Source organism: Jannaschia pohangensis, assembly GCF_900113875.1.
Lineage (GTDB): Bacteria > Pseudomonadota > Alphaproteobacteria > Rhodobacterales > Rhodobacteraceae > Jannaschia > Jannaschia pohangensis.
Genome location: NZ_FORA01000001.1, coordinates 78,983 through 95,398 on the forward strand (window position 1 = coordinate 78,983; position 16,416 = coordinate 95,398).

General features: G+C 66.2%; 16 protein-coding genes. 9 read left to right on the top strand and 7 right to left on the bottom strand.

What is annotated here, in order from left to right:
* Position 1: 1 nt before the first annotated feature.
* From xsc to BM002_RS00390, 3 genes are all read right to left on the bottom strand, one after another.
* The gene (gene xsc, locus BM002_RS00380) at positions 2-1,780 is read right to left on the bottom strand and encodes a sulfoacetaldehyde acetyltransferase (RefSeq protein WP_092776055.1); all 1,779 of its coding nucleotides are present in this window, start codon (positions 1,778-1,780) and stop codon (positions 2-4) included.
* Between the two features lie 142 nt (positions 1,781-1,922).
* Positions 1,923-3,398: a MocR-like pyridoxine biosynthesis transcription factor PdxR gene (gene pdxR / locus BM002_RS00385; RefSeq protein ID WP_092776057.1), complete on the bottom strand. Its 1,476-nt coding sequence runs from the start codon at positions 3,396-3,398 to the stop codon at positions 1,923-1,925.
* A gap of 8 nt (positions 3,399-3,406) precedes the next feature.
* A complete protein-coding gene (locus BM002_RS00390) occupies positions 3,407-3,655 on the bottom strand; it encodes a hypothetical protein (protein WP_092776060.1) in 249 nt (82 codons plus the stop codon).
* Between the two features lie 196 nt (positions 3,656-3,851).
* Between BM002_RS00390 and BM002_RS00395 the strand changes: the two genes are divergently transcribed.
* A complete protein-coding gene (locus tag BM002_RS00395) occupies positions 3,852-4,700 on the top strand; it encodes a hypothetical protein (protein WP_092776063.1) in 849 nt (282 codons plus the stop codon).
* 413 nt (positions 4,701-5,113) lie between these two features.
* Entirely contained in the window at positions 5,114-5,449 is a 336-nt protein-coding gene (locus BM002_RS00400) for a hypothetical protein (RefSeq protein ID WP_092776066.1), read from the top strand.
* A gap of 92 nt (positions 5,450-5,541) precedes the next feature.
* Here the strand turns inward: BM002_RS00400 and BM002_RS00405 are convergent, their stop codons facing one another.
* A complete protein-coding gene (locus tag BM002_RS00405; RefSeq protein WP_092776069.1) occupies positions 5,542-6,927 on the bottom strand; it encodes an aminotransferase family protein in 1,386 nt (461 codons plus the stop codon).
* Between the two features lie 293 nt (positions 6,928-7,220).
* Between BM002_RS00405 and BM002_RS00410 the strand changes: the two genes are divergently transcribed.
* From BM002_RS00410 to BM002_RS00420, 3 genes are read left to right on the top strand one after another with little or no spacing between them, the layout of a single operon-like run.
* Positions 7,221-8,024 carry a taurine ABC transporter ATP-binding protein gene (locus BM002_RS00410; protein WP_092776072.1) on the top strand — a complete coding sequence of 268 codons (804 nt, stop codon included), beginning with the start codon at positions 7,221-7,223 and terminating at the stop codon, positions 8,022-8,024.
* A 1-nt stretch (position 8,025) separates the two neighbouring features.
* On the top strand, positions 8,026-9,285 hold the full coding sequence (locus tag BM002_RS00415) for an ABC transporter permease (RefSeq protein ID WP_092776075.1): 1,260 nt from the start codon (positions 8,026-8,028) through the stop codon (positions 9,283-9,285).
* A 49-nt stretch (positions 9,286-9,334) separates the two neighbouring features.
* On the top strand, positions 9,335-9,862 hold the full coding sequence (locus tag BM002_RS00420) for a GrpB family protein (protein WP_092776078.1): 528 nt from the start codon (positions 9,335-9,337) through the stop codon (positions 9,860-9,862).
* On the opposite strand, the gene BM002_RS00425 is transcribed toward BM002_RS00420, so the two are convergent.
* From BM002_RS00425 to cobA, 3 genes are all read right to left on the bottom strand, one after another.
* Complete coding sequence (locus BM002_RS00425) at positions 9,840-11,066, bottom strand: MFS transporter (protein WP_092776081.1); 1,227 nt, start codon at positions 11,064-11,066, stop codon at positions 9,840-9,842. The two genes, BM002_RS00420 and BM002_RS00425, sit on opposite strands and share 23 nt — an antisense overlap.
* A 69-nt stretch (positions 11,067-11,135) precedes the next feature.
* On the bottom strand, positions 11,136-12,383 hold the full coding sequence (locus BM002_RS00430; protein WP_092776084.1) for a cobyrinic acid a,c-diamide synthase CobB: 1,248 nt from the start codon (positions 12,381-12,383) through the stop codon (positions 11,136-11,138).
* Between the two features lie 40 nt (positions 12,384-12,423).
* On the bottom strand, positions 12,424-13,269 hold the full coding sequence (gene cobA, locus BM002_RS00435) for a uroporphyrinogen-III C-methyltransferase (protein ID WP_092776087.1): 846 nt from the start codon (positions 13,267-13,269) through the stop codon (positions 12,424-12,426).
* A gap of 85 nt (positions 13,270-13,354) precedes the next feature.
* Between cobA and BM002_RS00440 the strand changes: the two genes are divergently transcribed.
* Genes BM002_RS00440 through BM002_RS00455 form a run of 4 tightly spaced genes read left to right on the top strand, consistent with a single transcriptional unit; the run spans position 13,355 to position 16,352 of the window.
* Positions 13,355-14,380: a cobalt-precorrin-5B (C(1))-methyltransferase gene (locus BM002_RS00440; protein ID WP_092776090.1), complete on the top strand. Its 1,026-nt coding sequence runs from the start codon at positions 13,355-13,357 to the stop codon at positions 14,378-14,380.
* A complete protein-coding gene (locus BM002_RS00445) occupies positions 14,370-15,095 on the top strand; it encodes a precorrin-6A/cobalt-precorrin-6A reductase (protein ID WP_092776093.1) in 726 nt (241 codons plus the stop codon). The genes BM002_RS00440 and BM002_RS00445 overlap by 11 nt, the downstream gene beginning before the upstream one ends.
* A complete protein-coding gene (locus BM002_RS00450) occupies positions 15,064-15,699 on the top strand; it encodes a DNA-3-methyladenine glycosylase family protein (RefSeq protein WP_092776096.1) in 636 nt (211 codons plus the stop codon). Before BM002_RS00445 ends, BM002_RS00450 begins: the two co-directional genes overlap by 32 nt.
* Complete coding sequence (locus BM002_RS00455) at positions 15,696-16,352, top strand: alpha/beta hydrolase (RefSeq protein WP_092776099.1); 657 nt, start codon at positions 15,696-15,698, stop codon at positions 16,350-16,352. The genes BM002_RS00450 and BM002_RS00455 overlap by 4 nt, the downstream gene beginning before the upstream one ends.
* Positions 16,353-16,416 lie beyond the last annotated feature (64 nt).

A 16,416-nucleotide genomic window follows, 5' to 3' on the forward strand; every position in this document is an offset into this window, starting at 1 on the left:
GTCACTCTGCGGCGACGTGCATGTCGTCCTTGGACACGCCCGCCACCCGAACCGGCTTTTTCATCGCATCGCGGCGGAAGGGTTCGCCCAGTTCCTGATTGAGCATCACCTCGATCAGGGTGGTCTTGTTGTCCTTCATCTGCGCCTTGATCGCGCCGTTGAGCGCGGCCGTCAGCTCGTCCATCGTCCTGACCGCGACGCCCTGAAGGCCGCAGGCCTTGGCGATGCCCGCATAGGACACCTGGGTGTCGAGTTCGGTGCCCACGAAGTTGTCGTCGAACCAGAGCGTGGAGTTCCGTTTTTCGGCGCCCCACTGGTAGTTGCGGAAGACGATCTGGGTGATCGCGGGCCAGTCGCCGCGTCCGATGGCCGTCAGCTCGTTGACCGCGATGCCGAAGGCGCCGTCGCCCGCGAACCCGACCACCGGCACATCCGGGCGGCCGATCTTGGCGCCGACAATCGACGGCAGGCCATAGCCGCAGGGGCCAAACAGGCCGGGGGCCAGGTATTTGCGCCCCTCGTCGAAGTCCGGATAGGCGTTGCCGATGGCGCAGTTGTTGCCGATGTCCGACGAGATGATCGCCTCGCGCGGGAGGGCGGCCTGGATCGCGCGCCAGGCCATGCGCGGGCTCATCCAGTCGGGCTTGGCGGCGCGGGCGCGCTCGTTCCAGGTGGTGCCGGGGTCATCCTGTTCGTGGTCAAGCGACGACAGCTCCTGCGCCCAGGCGGATTTGGTCTGGGCAATCTTGGCCTTGCGCTCCGCTCGGCCCGCGTCGCCCGCCGTGTCGGACAGACCCTTGAGGATGCCCTTGGCGACCTTGGCCGCGTCGCCGACGATGCCCACGGTGATCTTCTTGGTCAGGCCGATCCGGTCGGGGTTGATGTCGACCTGGATGATCTTTGCGTCCTTGGGCCAGTAATCCATGCCGTAGCCGGGCAGGGTCGAGAAGGGGTTGAGCCGCGTGCCGAGGCAGAGCACCACGTCCGCCTCGGAGATGAGCTGCATCCCCGCCTTGGACCCGTTGTAGCCGAGTGGCCCGGCAAAGAGCGGATGCGACCCCGGAAAGGCGTCGTTGTGCTGATAGCCGACGCAGACGGCGGCATCGAGCTTTTCGGCCAGCGCCATGGAGGCGGCGATACCGCCCTGCGACAGGACCACACCGGCCCCGTTCAGGATGACGGGGTTCTTGGCCGACGACAGCAGTTCGGCGGCCTTGGCGACCGAGTTTTCACCGCCCGGCGAAACCTCGAATTCGATGGGGTCGGGGATTTCGATATCGACGACCTGGGTCCAGAAGTCGCGCGGCACGTTGATCTGGGTCGGGCCCGACAGGCGATGCGCCTTGGCGATGACGCGGGTCAGAACCTCGGCGATGCGGGTGGGGTCGCGCACCTCTTCCTGGTAGGCCACGCAGTCGGCGAAAAGGTTCATCTGCTCCATCTCCTGGAATCCGCCCTGACCGATGGTCTTGTTGGCGGCCTGCGGCGTGACCAGCAAAAGGGGCGTGTGGTTCCAGTAGGCGGTTTTCACGGCGGTGACGAAATTGGTGATGCCGGGGCCGTTCTGGGCGATCATCATCGACATCTCGCCGGTCGCACGGGTGTATCCGTCGGCCATCATGCCTGCGCTGCCTTCGTGGGCACAGTCCCAGAACTTGATCCCGGCGGTCGGGAAGATGTCGGAAATCGGCATCATGGCCGACCCGATGATCCCGAACGCATGGCGAATGCCGTGGCGTTGCAGGGTTTTGACGAAGGCTTCTTCGGTCGTCATCTTCATGGCTGGGTCCTCCCGGGGGTGTTCGAAAATGAGACCCTTGGTCTCGATTTGATGTCGTCTTGCCGCAAGGATACGGCGCTGGTCAAGTCTTCTATAGGGCCAGTCCGGCGTCTGCCTTAGCGCCAGCCGGGAGCGCCGGAAATCAGGCCGTGCCGCGGCGGAGTGCCTCACCTTCCTCGGCGATGCGGCGGATGCCTTCGGGGATGTCGGGCACCCCGATGGAGGAATAGGCGAGGCGGTAGTGAGTGCCGGGATCGCGCCCCTCGCCGAAGAACGGCCCGGCCGGTTCGATGAGGACCTGCCGCTGACGCAGTCTTTCGGCCAGATCGGCGGCCCGCACCCCCTCGGGCGCGCGCATCCAGAGGGAGGAGCCGCCGAAATTGGGCGCGCCGGCGATTTCGAGGCCGTTGGCGGCGATGGCGGCCTCGGCCACGGCGCGGCGGTCGCGGTAGGCGCGGGCCATCTTGTGGACCTGCGCGTCGTAATGCCCCTGGGCCAGGAAATAGGCGGCGACCCTTTGGATGTGGCCGGGCACATGGCGCACCACCAGCGACCGCAGCATCCGCATCTCGCGGATCAAGGGTTCCGGGGCGACCACATAGCCGAGGCGCAGGCCAGGGAAGAGCGATTTGGCGAAGCTGCCGATGTAGGCCACGCGCCCCGCCCGGTCGAGCGATTTGAGCGCAGGCGAGGGGGTGGAGGCGAAGGCCAGCTCGAACTCGTAATCGTCCTCCACGATCAGGAAATCATGCTCTTCGGCCCGGTCGAGCAGTGCCCGCCTGCGGGCCATGGGCATCGTGGCCGAGGTCGGGCAATGGTGGGAGGGCGTGACGAAGAGGACGTCGGTTTCGGGCGGCACCGCGTCCGGCGGCAGCCCGTGTTCGTCGACGGCGATATCGGCGGTGTTGCAGCGCGATTGTTGCAGGATTTCACGCAGCGCCGGGTAGCAGGGAAATTCCATCACCGCCGTGCGGCGCTGCGTCAGCAGGATCTGCGCCAGCATCCAGAGCGCGTTCTGTGCGCCGAGCGTCACAAGCACTTCGGACGGGTCGGCGACGATGCCACGTCGGGGCAGGATGTGGCGGATGATCTGATCGACGAGCTGCGGGTCGTCGCGGCCATAGCTGTCTTCGGTGAGGGCCTGGAAGTCGCGCGCGCCGAGGGCCTGCAAGGCACATTTGCGCCAGTTCTGGTGGTCGAAGAGCCGCGCGTCGGTCTGGCCGTAGATGAACGGATAGCGATAGCGTCGCCAGTCTTCGGGCCGGTTCAGGGCCGCCGCCTCGGGGATGCGCTGGCCCAGGGCGCGCGACCAGTCGACCCGGCTTTCCGAACGTGTCGAAGGCGGGAAGACGGGGGGACGCGGCGCGGAGTCTGAGACGAAATAGCCCGACCGCCCGCGCGACGACAGATAGTCGTTCGCCACCAGTTCGGTATAGGCCAGCGTCACTGTGATCCGGCTGATCCCCAGATGTCGCGCCAGGCCACGCGACGACGGCATCCGGTCGCCCTGATGAAATCGGCCCGCCAGAATCCCGCTGGCGACGATCTCCTGCAATTGACGTTGCAAGGTGCCCTGGTGCCCGGGGTCCAGGAAGAATTGCTCGACGGGGATGGCCATGATTGGACCTATAGAGGAGGCCGCCTGGACTTAACAGGTTCATGTCCCATCCGCGCCAGAAGGAACAGCGTGCCGAACGGCGCGAGGAACACGCTGAGGTGCCCCCAGACCAGCGTCAGGGCCAGCGGTCCGATGGCATTGAGCGGTTCGGCAAGGCCCGACAGGTCGATCAGGCAGGTCGCACAGAGCGCGAATGTCGACAGGCAGATGCCGATCGCCAGACTGTCCAGCATGAGGCCGATGATGCGATGTCCCATACCAGAAGCCTAGGCCGCCGGACGGCATCATGGCAAGCACGGCCTGCGCGGGAGGCGCCGCATGGCCAGACCGCCCAAGCGCTTGCCCGTGTCGGCCAGGCCACGTCGCGGAAAAATAACGAATGTTGCCTTGGATTGCGCCCATTTCCGCAAGACAGAGACGCCACTTTTCTAATGACACCCCAAGGACGAATTCATGAACTTCCGCACATTTCTCGGCTGGACCGGGGCCATTGCCTTCACGGCCTATTATCTGTGGTCCTGGTGGACCGGAACCGGCTTGCACGCCTTTTTGACCGTCAAGATGGCCGAAATCTTCGGGTCGGCCGATGATCGTTTGCTGTTGTTCGTGCCCCTCATCTTCGGGAATGTCGTCATCCTGTGGCTTGGCGGGATCAAGGGCGGCCCCGCCGATGCGCCCAAGTTGACCCCGCTTCAGCAGGCGGACCTGAATGTCCGCGTCTCGTCGAGGGTGATCTTCGCCGGGGCCGTCGTGGTGGCCGGGGGCGTGGGCGCCTATTTCTATGCGCAAGGATTGCCCGACGGGACGGAAGACCCGATCGCGATGAGCATCGCGTCCTTGCCGGACCCGATCCCGGTCGGACAGAAAGTGATCCTGAAAGGTGAGCGGCCAGACGGCTTTGGCGCGATTATCGTGGAAGAGGGGCGCGGGTCGACCAAAGAGACCTTCTATGTCCCTGTCGTGCCGTTTGGCGTCGATCCCAGAACGGTCGAAGTCGCCTTTTTCCATGTCGTCACGCTGCAGGGCGAGAACAACAATCCCAATTTCAGGATGTTCGAGGAGCCAGGATATCTGCGCCGCACCACGCTGGAGCCTCTGGCCCGCAATCTGATGGAAGAGCAGGGTGTCGCGGTCGCGAGTTCGGTCTATTTCGTGCAATCATCTGGTCAGGGACCGAAGGGCGATTGGACCGTCGGCAGCTTCATCGCGATGGGCGTCGGCGGGCTCCTGTTCATCATCGGTCTGATCAACACGCTTCTCGCGATGGCGCGCCGTCGCAAGGTGCGCCGCGCCGAACTCTGATCCCATTACCAGGACGCAATGCGCCCCCGGGATGGTGACTCCCGGGGGCGTTTCCGTGGGCCAATTCCTTGGTCGTGCGGGTGAGGGAAGCGAGTGCCGGTTCGCGCCTGCTGCAATAAGCATGACGTTCGCTTTTACGAAGGTCCGCCATGCGCCGGAGCACACAAGAAATGTCGGCCATTTCTGCAAGGCGACTTGATTCCGATATGACGCCGTTTGATTTTTGGTGAAAATTGATGTAACTTTTAAATCCTGGGCGTCCCAGAGCCGACCCTGTTCTATGCTGAGGTTTTTCTGCTTCAGCGGGTCTTGTTTCTGTTCGCTTTGATCTTGCACGCCAGTATTTTCAGGCGTGTGGAATAGTGTTTTTCAATTGGTTATTGGTGCGACCGAATTTTATTTGGAGATTAGACATGCAAGAGATTCTGAAGAGATTGGGGGCCAAGAAGGGCTCAAAGGAGTCAATCAAGGACACGAAGGGCATTGCGCAGTTTGCGTTGGCGCCGAAAATTCCTGAAAGCCAGTTGGCGGAATACGAGGAACAGGCGCAGCAGGCGCAATCGGCAGGCGATCAGGTTCCGGTCATCGTGGACGGCATTCCCATGTTCATGTTCCGCGGCGTGGTCCAAGGTCTGGTCAGGATCGGGGCTTTTATCGTTGTTTGGCCCGGTACTGAAATTCACGTCGGATACGGCGAATCCGAGAATGGTTATCCGCCGGACTGGATTGGGCCGTATATCCCCAAGTAAAAACCGGCCGGAAGCTGCTGGTGGCACCTTCGGCTGTGTTGCAGAACTTCTGTCGGCGACGCCCCACCCTGTACGGGTGAGGCGTCTGTTTCTTACCCGAACACACGGGTCAGCGCCTTGTCGACCGCATCGGCGATCTGGTTCAGGTCGTCCTTCGTCGAGATGAGCGCGGGGCTGAAGCACAGGGTGTTGTTGTAGCCCGGAACCGACCGGTTGGTGGCCCCGATGATGACGCCCTGCTGCATGCAGTCGGCGACGACGGCCTGCACCTTCTTTTCGTCGGCGGGTTCCTTGGTGGTGCGGTCCGCGACCAGTTCGGCCCCGAGGAACAGGCCTTTGCCGCGCACATGGCCGATGACCGCGTGCTTTTCCTGAAGTGCCGCCAGCTGGTCGAGCATGTATTCGCCCATCCGGGTGGTGTTTTCCAGAAGGCCCTCGTCCTCGATGATCTTGATGTTGGCCAGTGCCGCCGCAGGACCCGAAGTGCAGCCGCCGAAAGTCGAGATGTCGCGGAAGAAGTGCAGGGGATCGGTGGGATCGTCCTTGAACATCTCGAACACGCGCTCGGAGGTGACGCAGCAGGAAATGGCCGCGTAGCCCGAGGCGACGCCCTTGGCCATGGTGACGAAATCGGGCTTCACGCCGTAGTGCTGATATCCGAACCAGGTGCCGGTGCGGCCCACGCCACAGACGACTTCGTCGATGTGCAGCAGGATGTCGTACTTGGTGCAGATTTCCTGCACCCGTTCCCAATAGCCCTTGGGCGGCACGATGACGCCGCCGCCCGCAGTCACCGGTTCGAGGCAGAGCGCGCCGATGGTATCGGGGCCTTCGCGCAGAATGACCTCCTCGATGGCGTCGGCGGCGCGGACGCCGTAGTCGTCGCCCGCCAGCCCCTGTTCGTGCGCGCGGTATTCAAGGCAATGCGGCACGGCGACGAAGCCGGGGGTGAAGGGGCCGTATTGCGCGTTGCGCTGCTCCTGCCCGCCGGCAGACAGACAGGCGATGGTGGTGCCGTGATAGTCGCGGTGACGATAGAGGATCTTGTACTTCTTGCCCCCATGATGGCGCGCCGAGATCTGGCGGACCATCTTGAAGGCCTTCTCGTTCGCCTCGGACCCGGAGTTGGCATAGTAGACCCGCGTCAGCCCCGGCATCTTGGAGATCAGCTTCTCGGCGAATTGCGATCCGGGGATGGAGCCTGCGGTCTGGGCAAAATAGTTCATCTTGACCAGTTGCGCGTGAACCGCATCGGCGATTTCGACCCGACCATAGCCGACGTTGACCGTCCAGACGCCGCCGGACACGCCGTCGAGGTGTTCCTTGCCGTTCTGATCCCAGACCCGCATCCCCTTGCCCTCGACGATGATCCGGGGGTCGGTGGTTTCGAACTGCTTGTGGGGCAGAAGGTGATGCCAGATGTGGGCGCGGTCGGCTTCGACGATGGCCGACAGATCGTTGGGGTTCAGGTTGTCCATGAATTCATATCCTCCCGGATGGGGCGCCGGCCCGCACGGGCCACTGTGTGGAATCCTGATATCACAAGCGCAGGAAAAGCGAGCATTCGATAGGGCCAGTGCGAATGCGGCATTATGTCCAGAGTCGCAGGCAGGTTGTCATATCGGCGCGCCGCCTTCTACGGTGGGGCCACTGCGCGGGGCCGGAACGGGTCGCGCGGTATCGCATGCGACCGTCAGATGTCGTGGCGAGCGGGCCTTCAACGGGGAGATGGCACCATGACAAGGACGAACAACCAATCGGGGGCGTGCCGATGACGGGTCTGTCGATCGAGAATATCTCGATGCGCTTCGATCTGCCAAATGGCAGTTTCGTGCAGGCGCTGAAGAACGTGACGCTCCGGCTCGAACCCGGCGAGCTGTTGTCGGTTCTGGGGCCGTCGGGCTGTGGCAAGACGACCCTTTTGAACATCGTGGCGGGCTTTCTGGCGCCGACCGAAGGGCAGATCGTGCTGAACGACAATCGCGTGTCGGGCCCCTCGGCCGAACGGGGCATGGTGTTCCAGCAGGGCGCGCTGTTCGAATGGATGTCGGTGCGCCAGAACGTGGAGTTTGGCCCCCGGATGAAGGGCGTCCGCATGGGCGAACGGCGCGAGAAGGCCGATCACCTGCTGGACATCACGGGGCTCGGCGATTTCAAGGACAAGGCCATCTATGAATTGTCGGGCGGGATGCAGCAGCGCGTGGCCCTGGCCCGTTGCCTGGCCAACGACCCCGACGTCATCCTGATGGACGAACCTCTGGGGGCGCTCGACGCGTTGACGCGCGAGAAGATGCAGGGGCTGGTCCTCAAGCTCTGGAAAGAGACAGGCAAGACCGTCATCCTGATCACCCATTCGGTCGAGGAGGCGTTGCTTCTGGGCGAGCGTCTGTTGGTGATGGCGCCGCGTCCGGGGCGCATCCACCGCGAATACCGCCTGCCGTTCGCCGAGATGGGCGTCGGCGCGGACCTGCGGGAGGTGAAACGCCACCCCGATTTCAGCAAGACCCGTGATGAAATCCTCTCCATGATCTGGGAAATGGAAGAGGAAATCATGGGCCGGACGGAGAGCGCGTGACATGACCGGCTTCATCCTTCTGGCGCTCTATGTGGCGCTGTTCGTGGGCGCGATGCTGTTGGTCGGGGCGCTGACCAAGGGGCGGGCGCGCAACGATTTCACCTCGCTCAAGACGGTCACCTTCGGGGACGAGAGCGCGGTGCGCCCGAACCGTTGGGCCTCGGTCATCTCCGTCGTGGTGATCTTTCAGCTGTGGGGGGCCTTCACAGGGTCGGTCATCGCGCCGTTCCACGTGCCCGGCCCGTTCCTGGGCGACAGTAGCTTTACCTATACGGCCGAAAACGCCAGCGGTCAGACCGACGAGGGCGAGGTGTTCTTCCGCGTCCACGGCTTTGGCGAAACGGTCGAGGCTCCGGTCATCGAACCGGGTGACGGGTTCGCCAAGAACGACGTGACCACCATCACGGCCTATCGGTCGGAATTGTTGCGCGTCACCGAAAACGACGGCGACGATACGCGGGTGACGCAGGTCAACGGCCAGGCCATCGCGCCGGGCGAAAGCGTCGACGTGGGCGACGCCACCGTCACCATGAGCCGACGCGGATCGCTGAGCGTGACGCCGAACCAGGGTTTGCAGATGGAGAGCATCTGGCTGCCCGCCCCCGAAGAGGTGATGGCGTCCTTCATCGAGATCGCGACCGACGGTTATCAGAACTTCACGCTGGCCGAGCATCTGGGCTGGTCGCTGATCCGGGTTCTCGCGGGTTTTGCCCTGGGCGCCATGGTGGGCATCCCGCTTGGCTATGCCATGGGTCTGTCGGGCTGGTTCCGGGGCTGGTTCGACCCCATCGTCGAATTCATGCGCCCGGTTCCACCGCTGGCGCTGATCCCGCTGGTCATCATCTGGTTCGGCATCTGGGAAAGCGGCAAGATCGTCCTGCTGTTCCTCGCTGCCCTCTGGATCATGGCGATCGCGGCGCGGGCCGGCGTGTCGGGCGTGAACATCACCAAGGTTCACGCGGCCTATTCGCTCGGCGCATCCAAGGCACAGATCCTGTTCCATGTGATCGTGCCGAATTCCCTGCCCGAGATCTTTACCGGCGCACGGGTCGCCATGGGGGTCTGTTGGGGCACGGTCGTGGCGTCGGAACTTGTCGCCGCACAAAAGGGCATCGGCATGATGATCATCGCGGCCTCCAAGTTCCAGCAGACCTATATCGTGCTCATGGGGATCATCCTGATCGGGATCGTGGGCTACGGCATGGATATCCTGATGCGGAAAGCCGAGAACTGGCTGGTGCCCTGGAAGGGGCGGAGCTGATGCAATCGGGGCGGCCTTCGGGTCGCCCTTTTCATGTCGGGGGGACGCGATGAGCGAGGCGCTTGGCCTGCGACAGGGGACGCTGGACCTGGTGCCCCATGATCCGTTCTGGGCGGCACTGTTCGCGGCTGAGGTTGCGGCCATCCGGGCGGTGCTGCCCCCGGGCCGGGTGGCAATCGACCATATCGGCAGCACGGCGGTGCCGGGCCTTGCGGCGAAGCCCATCCTCGACATCGGGATGCTGGCCAGTCCGATCCAGCAGGAGGCGATTGCCGCCGCCCTCGTCGGCATCGGCTATATCGACCGGGGCGAGCGGAGCGGGCGGCTTTTCATCCGCCTGCGGGATGGTGACATCCGGACCCACAACCTGCATCTCTATGCGCCGAACGACCCGGCCTTCGCGCGTCAGATCGCCTTTCGGGACATGCTGCGGGCCGATGCCGGACTGCGGGATGCCTATGCCGACCTCAAGCGGCAGATCATTCGCGATACCGATGGCCGGCGGGCGGGCTATGCCGAAGCGAAGGGGCCGTTCATCGAGGCGGCCCTGTCCCTCAGGTCGCGCGACGACGACTGACCCGCAGCCAGATCAGCGCGCCGCCCGCAAGCGTCAGGAACGGCACCATCGCCGTGTTGACCGCCGACCAGCCGCTGACCGCATCGACGGCGGAGCCCATCAGCCCGCCCGATGACAGCGACGCCATCGTCACCAGCCCGAAGACCAACGTGTCGTTGAGGCCCTGCACGGTGCCCCGTTCCTCGGGCGCGTGGTTCGCGGTCAGCATGTTGGTCGCGCCGATGAAGCCAAAGTTCCAGCCAAGCCCGAGCAGTATCAGCGCGACATAGAAGTTCGCCAGGGTTGTCCCCGACAGCGCCACCAGACCCGCCGCGGCCAGCAGCACAAGGCCCGTGGCGACGATCCGCGTGGTCCCGAAGCGCGCGATCAGGTGGCCGGTAAAGAAGCTGGGCGCATACATCGCGATCACATGGGCCGACACGATGTCGGCGGCATTGCCGGTGGTGAAGCCACAGCCGACGACCGCCAGCGGAGTCGAGGTCATCACCAGATTCATCAGCGCATAGGCCACCATGGCGCAGATGATCGACACCACGATCGCAGGGGAGCGCAGCAATTCGCCCCGGCTGCGCCCGCGCGGCGCATCAAGGGCGGGCTTCACGGGCGTCGGGATGTCCAGAAGGAAGAAGAGCCACATCCCGATCAGGTTCAGCGCGATGACCGCGCCATAGGTCGCCACGAAGGGAATGATCGTCTGGTCCGAAGTCAGCTTGACCAGCTGCGGCCCGATCAGCGCCGACAGAAGGCCCCCGGCCATGACATAGCTGATGGCCTTGGGCCGGAAAGCATCCGAGGCGGTGTCGGTCGCGGCAAAGCGGTAGAAGCCGAGCGTCGACATGAAAATGCCCGTCAGATAGGCGCCCAGCAGGAACAGAAGGAAACTGCCCCAGGTCAGGGCCAGAACCGACAGCGCGGCCCCCGTGGCCCCGGCCAACGCCCCGAGGACAAACCCCGTCCGCCGCCCGCGCGCCTGCATCAGCGGGCTGATCCAGGAGGCGGTGGTCATCGAGCCGAACACGATGAGCGAAATCGGCAGCGTCGCCAGAAGGGGTGTGGGCGCGAGCGTTAGGCCGACCAGGCCGCCGACGATGAAGTTGATCGGAAGCTGCGCGCCCAGGAACGCCTGCGCCATCACGAGGACGAGGACGTTGCGCCGGGCGCGGGCGTCGTCGGGGGCGGCTGTGTCGGTGCTGGCAATGCTCATGGCGCGATCCTAGGCCGCCCGGTCGGCCGGGGCCAGCGTTGCATTGTACCCAGACGGTTCGGTGCCGGCTCAGGTCGTGGCCGGGGCGATCACATGGGCGAAGGAGCCGGAGACCGATCCTTCGCGCAGACCCATGGCGGGCAGGGCCGTGCCCTCTGCGTCGCGGGCGGCAAAGAGCGGTGTGCCCGTCGCCCGAAGAGTGGTCGCATAGTGAAATTCGTGGCCGGTCCAGCGCCCGGCGAAGGAACCATGGTCGCCGCTGAGGTGGCGATAGCCTAGGTGCAGCTTGCGATGCGCGAAACTGGTTTCAAGGCGGAGCAGCCCGGCCATGGCGTGGCGGTGCCCCTCGGCATCGATCAGCCCGTCGCCCAGAACCATGTAGCCGCCGCATTCCCCGTGGACGGCCCGGCCTTGCAGCGAAGCGAGGAAGGTCTGGTTGGCGGCGATTCGCCCGGCATGAAGCTCGGGGTAGCCGCCGGGCAGGAAGACGAGGTCGGCGTCCGGGGCCGCGTCGTCGGCGAGGGGAGAGAAGGGCAGGATCTCTGCCCCCGCGCGGTGCCAGCCCTCGAGCATGTGGGGATAGGCGAAGGCGAAGGCCGCGTCGCGGGCGACGGCGATCCGCTGGGCGGGCGGTGGCAGATGGGGCAGCGGGGCCCCGGGCAGATCGGTGGCTTGGGCGGCGAGGGTGTCGAGGTCGATGTTGTCGCCCATGACCCTGGCCGCGTGGTCGAGGAAAGCTTCGAGGGCGGGATGCTCTTCGGCCTGCACCAGCCCGAGATGGCGCGACGGCATTGTCAGGGCCTCATCGCGAGGGATGGCACCCAGCACGGGCAGGGGGCAGGCCGCGCGCAGCATCGCCGCGTGCCGGGGCGAGCCGATGCGGTTCAGGATGACGCCCGCGATGCGCACCCTGGAGTCGTGGTTCGCGAAACCTGCCACCAAAGGCGCCAGCGATTGTGCCATGCGCGCGGCATCGACGATGAGGAGGGTGGGCAGCGCCATCTGTCGCGCCAGATCCGCCACCGCGCCGCGCCCGTCGGGCGGCGCGCCGTCGAACAGGCCCATGGCCCCCTCGATCAGCAACAGCCCCGGCCCGGCGGCCAGCCCCGCGATCATCGCGGGCGACATGGCCCAGGCGTCGAGATTGGGGCAGGGCACCCCGCTGGCCGCCGCGTGAAAGCGCGGGTCGATATAGTCGGGGCCGGATTTCGCCCCCCGCACATCCACGCCCCGGGACCGCAAGGCGCGCAACAGGCCAAGGGTGATCGTGGTCTTGCCGCTGCCCGACGTCGGGGCGGCGAGGATCAGGCCCGGCATCGGGTCGCGGGATATGAGTATTTGGGAAGCAGAGAAGCCCCTATCCCGCCTCGGCGGCGCGGCGTCTGTCGAGGGGGTCGGTGTTGCGCGGCGCCTCGCCCCGGGCCTGGGCCTGCCAGTCGAGGGCCTGGCGCAGGGCGACGGCCATGCCGACGCAGATGATCGCGGGCGGCTCAAGCCCGGCGGCGGCGATGTCGTCGGCGCAGGTGGCCAGCGTCGTCTCGAGGGTGCGCTGGTCGTCAAGGGTCGCGGTGGTGGTGACGGCGACCGGCTCGGACGGGTTGCGCCCCGCCGCGATCAGGCGGGCGGCGATCTGGCCGATGTGCTTGATGCCCATGTAGATGACGATGACCTGACTGCCCCGGGCGATGGCCGCCCAGTCGAGCGCCGTCGGGGCCTGCCCGCTGGCGTCGTGGCCGGTCAGGAAAGTCACCGACTGGTTGACGTCGCGGTGCGTGACCGGAATGCCCGCATAGGCCAGCCCCGCAATCCCCGCCGTGATGCCGGGCACGATACGGATCGGAATGCCGTGCTGGACCAGCGTCTGTGCCTCCTCTCCGCCGCGCCCGAAGACGAAGGGGTCGCCGCCCTTGAGCCGCAGCACCCGCTTGCCCGCCCGCGCGAGGTCGACCAGGCGAAGGGAGATGTCGCGCTGCTTGGCCGAGGGTTTGCCACCGCGTTTGCCCGCATAGATCAACTCTGCCTGCGGCGCCCAGTCGAGGATGCCCCCGTGGACCAGCGCGTCATAGACGATCACATCCGCCTGCCGCAGCGCGTTGAGCGCATGCAGCGTCAGCAGGCCCGGATCCCCCGGACCTGCGCCGCACAGCCAGACCCAGCCGCGTTGCAGCTCGGGCCAGGGGTGAGAGGAAAGCGTCGTCTCCATGCCCCATCTATGCCCAAGCCGCGCGGTCAGGGGAAGACACGTCGCGACCATTGGCGTGCCGGGGGCGGCATGTCATGAAGGCGCGATGGACGAGGCCCTGAACCTTCGCCGTGGCTGGACCACGGGCGCTTGCGCCACCGCTGCCTGCAAGGCGGCGCTTACGGGGCTGTGGAGTGGCGCGGTGCCGGACCGCGTGACGATCCGCCTGCCCAAGGGCGAGACGCCGACTTTCGACGTGGTGGGTGTCGTCCGTGGCGACGATTGGGTCGAGGCCGGGATCATCAAGGACGCGGGCGACGACCCCGATGTGACCCATGGCGCAGAGGTTCGCGTGCGGGTTTCGGCTTCGGGCGGGGGCGTCGTGTTCCGCGCGGGCGATGGCGTGGGGCAGGTGACCAAGCCCGGCCTGCCGATCCCGGTGGGGGAGCCCGCGATCAACCCCGTGCCGCGCGCGATGATGGACGAGGTGGTGGCGGAACTGGCCAGCGACTTCGGTCGCGCGCCGGATGTGACGGTGACCGTGTCGGTGCCGGGCGGCAGGGCGTTGGCGGCGAAGACCTGGAACCCGAGGCTTGGGATCAAGGGCGGCCTGTCGATCCTGGGGACGACAGGCATCGTGCGCCCGTTCAGTTGCGCGGCCTGGATCGCCTCGATCCACCGGGGCATCGATGTGGCGCGGGCCGATGGCCTGACCCATGTGGCCGGCTGCACCGGGGCGACGAGCGAACGGGTGGTTCAGGCCCTGCACGGGTTGCCCGACCACGCGATGCTCGACATGGGGGATTTCGCGGGCGGGATGCTGAAGTACCTGCGCCGCCATCCCATCGAGCGGGTGACCATCGGCGGCGGTATCGGCAAGCTGAGCAAGCTGGCGCAGGGGGCGATGGACCTGCATTCGGGGCGCTCTCAGGTGGATTTCGCCGTGTTGTCGGATTGGGCAGGACAGGATTTGACCGGTTGCAACACCGCGCTGGAGGCCGTGGGGCGTGTTCCCGATCTGGCGAGGCGCGTGGCCGAGGAGGCGCGGCGACAGGCCGGAACCCTGATCGAGGCGCGGATCGACGTGGTGGTGATCGACCGGGCCGGGGCGGTCCTGGCCCATGCGCGGTAGGGTGTTGATCCTGGCGGGCACGGGCCTTGCGCGGCGGGTCTGCGCGGCGGTGGCGGGCCTCGATGTGCTGGCGTCGCTTGCGGGGGTGACCGACAGGCCAATCGACCTGGGCGTGCCGACACGCGTCGGTGGCTTTGGCGGAGAGGACGGATTCCGCGACGCCCTGCGGGGCGTGGCGGCGGTGCTGGATGCGACGCATCCGTTTGCGGCGCGGATGAGCGGGCGGGCGGCGCGGGTTTGCGGGGATCTCGGCGTGCCGTACCTGCGGCTGACGGCGGCCCCCTGGAACGCAGAGCCGGGGTGGACGCGTCACGCGACGGTCGAGGATGCGGCGGCGGCCTTGCCAATCGGAGCGCGGGTGCTTTTGACGACGGGGCCGGGGTCGCTCGAGCCGTTTCAGGGGCGGGGCCTGACCCTCTGGTGTCGGCGGATCGACCCTGCGCCGCCCATGCCGGGGGTCACCTGGATCATCGGCACGCCGCCGTTTTCGCAAGGTGCCGAGGTCGACCTGATGCGCCGCCACGCCATCACCCATCTGGTGACCAAGAATTCGGGCGGGGACAGGGCCAAGCTGGACGCGGCCCGCGCGCTTGGGCTAGCGATCCACGTGATCGACCGGCCCGCCGCCCCGCCCGGAGAGGAAACCCATGACATCGACCGCGCCACAGCCTTCGTCCGCGCCCATGCCCGGCAATTGGCGGATCATCCGGACTGACGCCTGCGTCGCAGAGGGGGCGGCGTGGCTCGCGGCCCGGGACGACCGCTTTGCCCGCGCACTGGAGGTGACGGGACCGCTGCCGCTTCGGCGGCGGTCGGGCGGGTTCGCGGCCCTTCTGGGGGCAATCGTCAGCCAGCAGGTCAGCGTCGCCTCGGCCACTGCGATCCTGGCGCGCTGCGAGGCGGCGGGACTTGCCGACCCCGCGGTCACCCTGCGCGCTACCGATGAGGAAATGCGTGCCTGCGGCCTGTCTCGCCAAAAGATCAAATACATCCGCTCGCTGGCCCAGGCGGGGATCGACTTCGACGCGCTGGATCAGGCCCCGACCGACGACGTCATCGCCAGGCTGACCGAAATCTCGGGGATCGGGCGCTGGACCGCGGAAATCTATGCGATGTTCAGCCTCGGCCACGCGGATGTCTTCGCTCCCAATGATCTGGCGTTGCAGGAGGGCGCGCGGCTCCTCCTCGACCTGCGCGAGCGGCCCAAGGAAAAGGCGATGCGCGCCATTGCCGAAGACTGGTCGCCCTGGCGTGCGGTTGCGGCGCGGCTTCTGTGGGCCTACTACGCCGAGGCGAAATCGCGCGAGGGGATCAGATGACACTCAGGTTTGAACGCAAGGGCCCGGCGGCGGCCAAACGGCTGGTGATCTTCCTGCATGGCTACGGCGCCAATGCCGCCGACCTGATCGGCCTGGCCGACCCCTTGATGCCGCATATGCCCGATACCGCCTTTCTGGCCCCCGATGCACCCGAGGACTGCGCGGGCGCGCCCATGGGGTTCCAGTGGTTTCCCATCCCGTGGATCGACGGCTCCTCGGAAGAGGAATCGATGGCCGGGATGGACCGCGCGGTCGACGACCTGAACGCCTGGCTCGACGAGATGCTGACGGGCGAGGGCGTGGCGGCGGATCAGGTCATCCTCTTCGGATTCAGCCAGGGCACGATGATGACGCTGCATGTGGCCCCCCGGCGCGCGGACGCCTTTGCCGGGCTGGTGTGCTTCTCGGGTCGGCTGCTCAAGCCCGAGGATCTGGCCGACGAGGTGGTGTCCCGCCCCCCGGTCCTGCTGGTCCACGGCGATGCCGACGAGGTGGTCCCGGTACAAAGCCTGCCGCAGGCCGCCGAGGCACTGGAGGCCGCGGGCTTCGACCGTGTCTTCGCGCATATCATGAAGGGCACCGGCCACGGCATCGCGCCCGACGGCTTGCAGGTGGCGCTGGCCTTCATGCGGGATGTGTTGGGGGTGGAATAGGGGCGATTGCCTTAGTTCGGGCATCGATTGCGCATGAGGGCTCCCAATTTTCCTGCCACGTCGC

Coding starts and splice junctions, on each gene's coding strand:
- xsc (WP_092776055.1), bottom strand. CDS start 1,780: ATGAAGATGACGACCGAAGAAGCCTTCGTCAAAACCCTGCAACGCCAC.
- pdxR (WP_092776057.1), bottom strand. CDS start 3,398: ATGGCCATCCCCGTCGAGCAATTCTTCCTGGACCCCGGGCACCAGGGC.
- BM002_RS00390 (WP_092776060.1), bottom strand. CDS start 3,655: ATGGGACATCGCATCATCGGCCTCATGCTGGACAGTCTGGCGATCGGC.
- BM002_RS00395 (WP_092776063.1), top strand. CDS start 3,852: ATGAACTTCCGCACATTTCTCGGCTGGACCGGGGCCATTGCCTTCACG.
- BM002_RS00400 (WP_092776066.1), top strand. CDS start 5,114: ATGCAAGAGATTCTGAAGAGATTGGGGGCCAAGAAGGGCTCAAAGGAG.
- BM002_RS00405 (WP_092776069.1), bottom strand. CDS start 6,927: ATGGACAACCTGAACCCCAACGATCTGTCGGCCATCGTCGAAGCCGAC.
- BM002_RS00410 (WP_092776072.1), top strand. CDS start 7,221: ATGACGGGTCTGTCGATCGAGAATATCTCGATGCGCTTCGATCTGCCA.
- BM002_RS00415 (WP_092776075.1), top strand. CDS start 8,026: ATGACCGGCTTCATCCTTCTGGCGCTCTATGTGGCGCTGTTCGTGGGC.
- BM002_RS00420 (WP_092776078.1), top strand. CDS start 9,335: ATGAGCGAGGCGCTTGGCCTGCGACAGGGGACGCTGGACCTGGTGCCC.
- BM002_RS00425 (WP_092776081.1), bottom strand. CDS start 11,066: ATGAGCATTGCCAGCACCGACACAGCCGCCCCCGACGACGCCCGCGCC.
- BM002_RS00430 (WP_092776084.1), bottom strand. CDS start 12,383: ATGCCGGGCCTGATCCTCGCCGCCCCGACGTCGGGCAGCGGCAAGACC.
- cobA (WP_092776087.1), bottom strand. CDS start 13,269: ATGGAGACGACGCTTTCCTCTCACCCCTGGCCCGAGCTGCAACGCGGC.
- BM002_RS00440 (WP_092776090.1), top strand. CDS start 13,355: ATGGACGAGGCCCTGAACCTTCGCCGTGGCTGGACCACGGGCGCTTGC.
- BM002_RS00445 (WP_092776093.1), top strand. CDS start 14,370: ATGCGCGGTAGGGTGTTGATCCTGGCGGGCACGGGCCTTGCGCGGCGG.
- BM002_RS00450 (WP_092776096.1), top strand. CDS start 15,064: ATGCCCGGCAATTGGCGGATCATCCGGACTGACGCCTGCGTCGCAGAG.
- BM002_RS00455 (WP_092776099.1), top strand. CDS start 15,696: ATGACACTCAGGTTTGAACGCAAGGGCCCGGCGGCGGCCAAACGGCTG.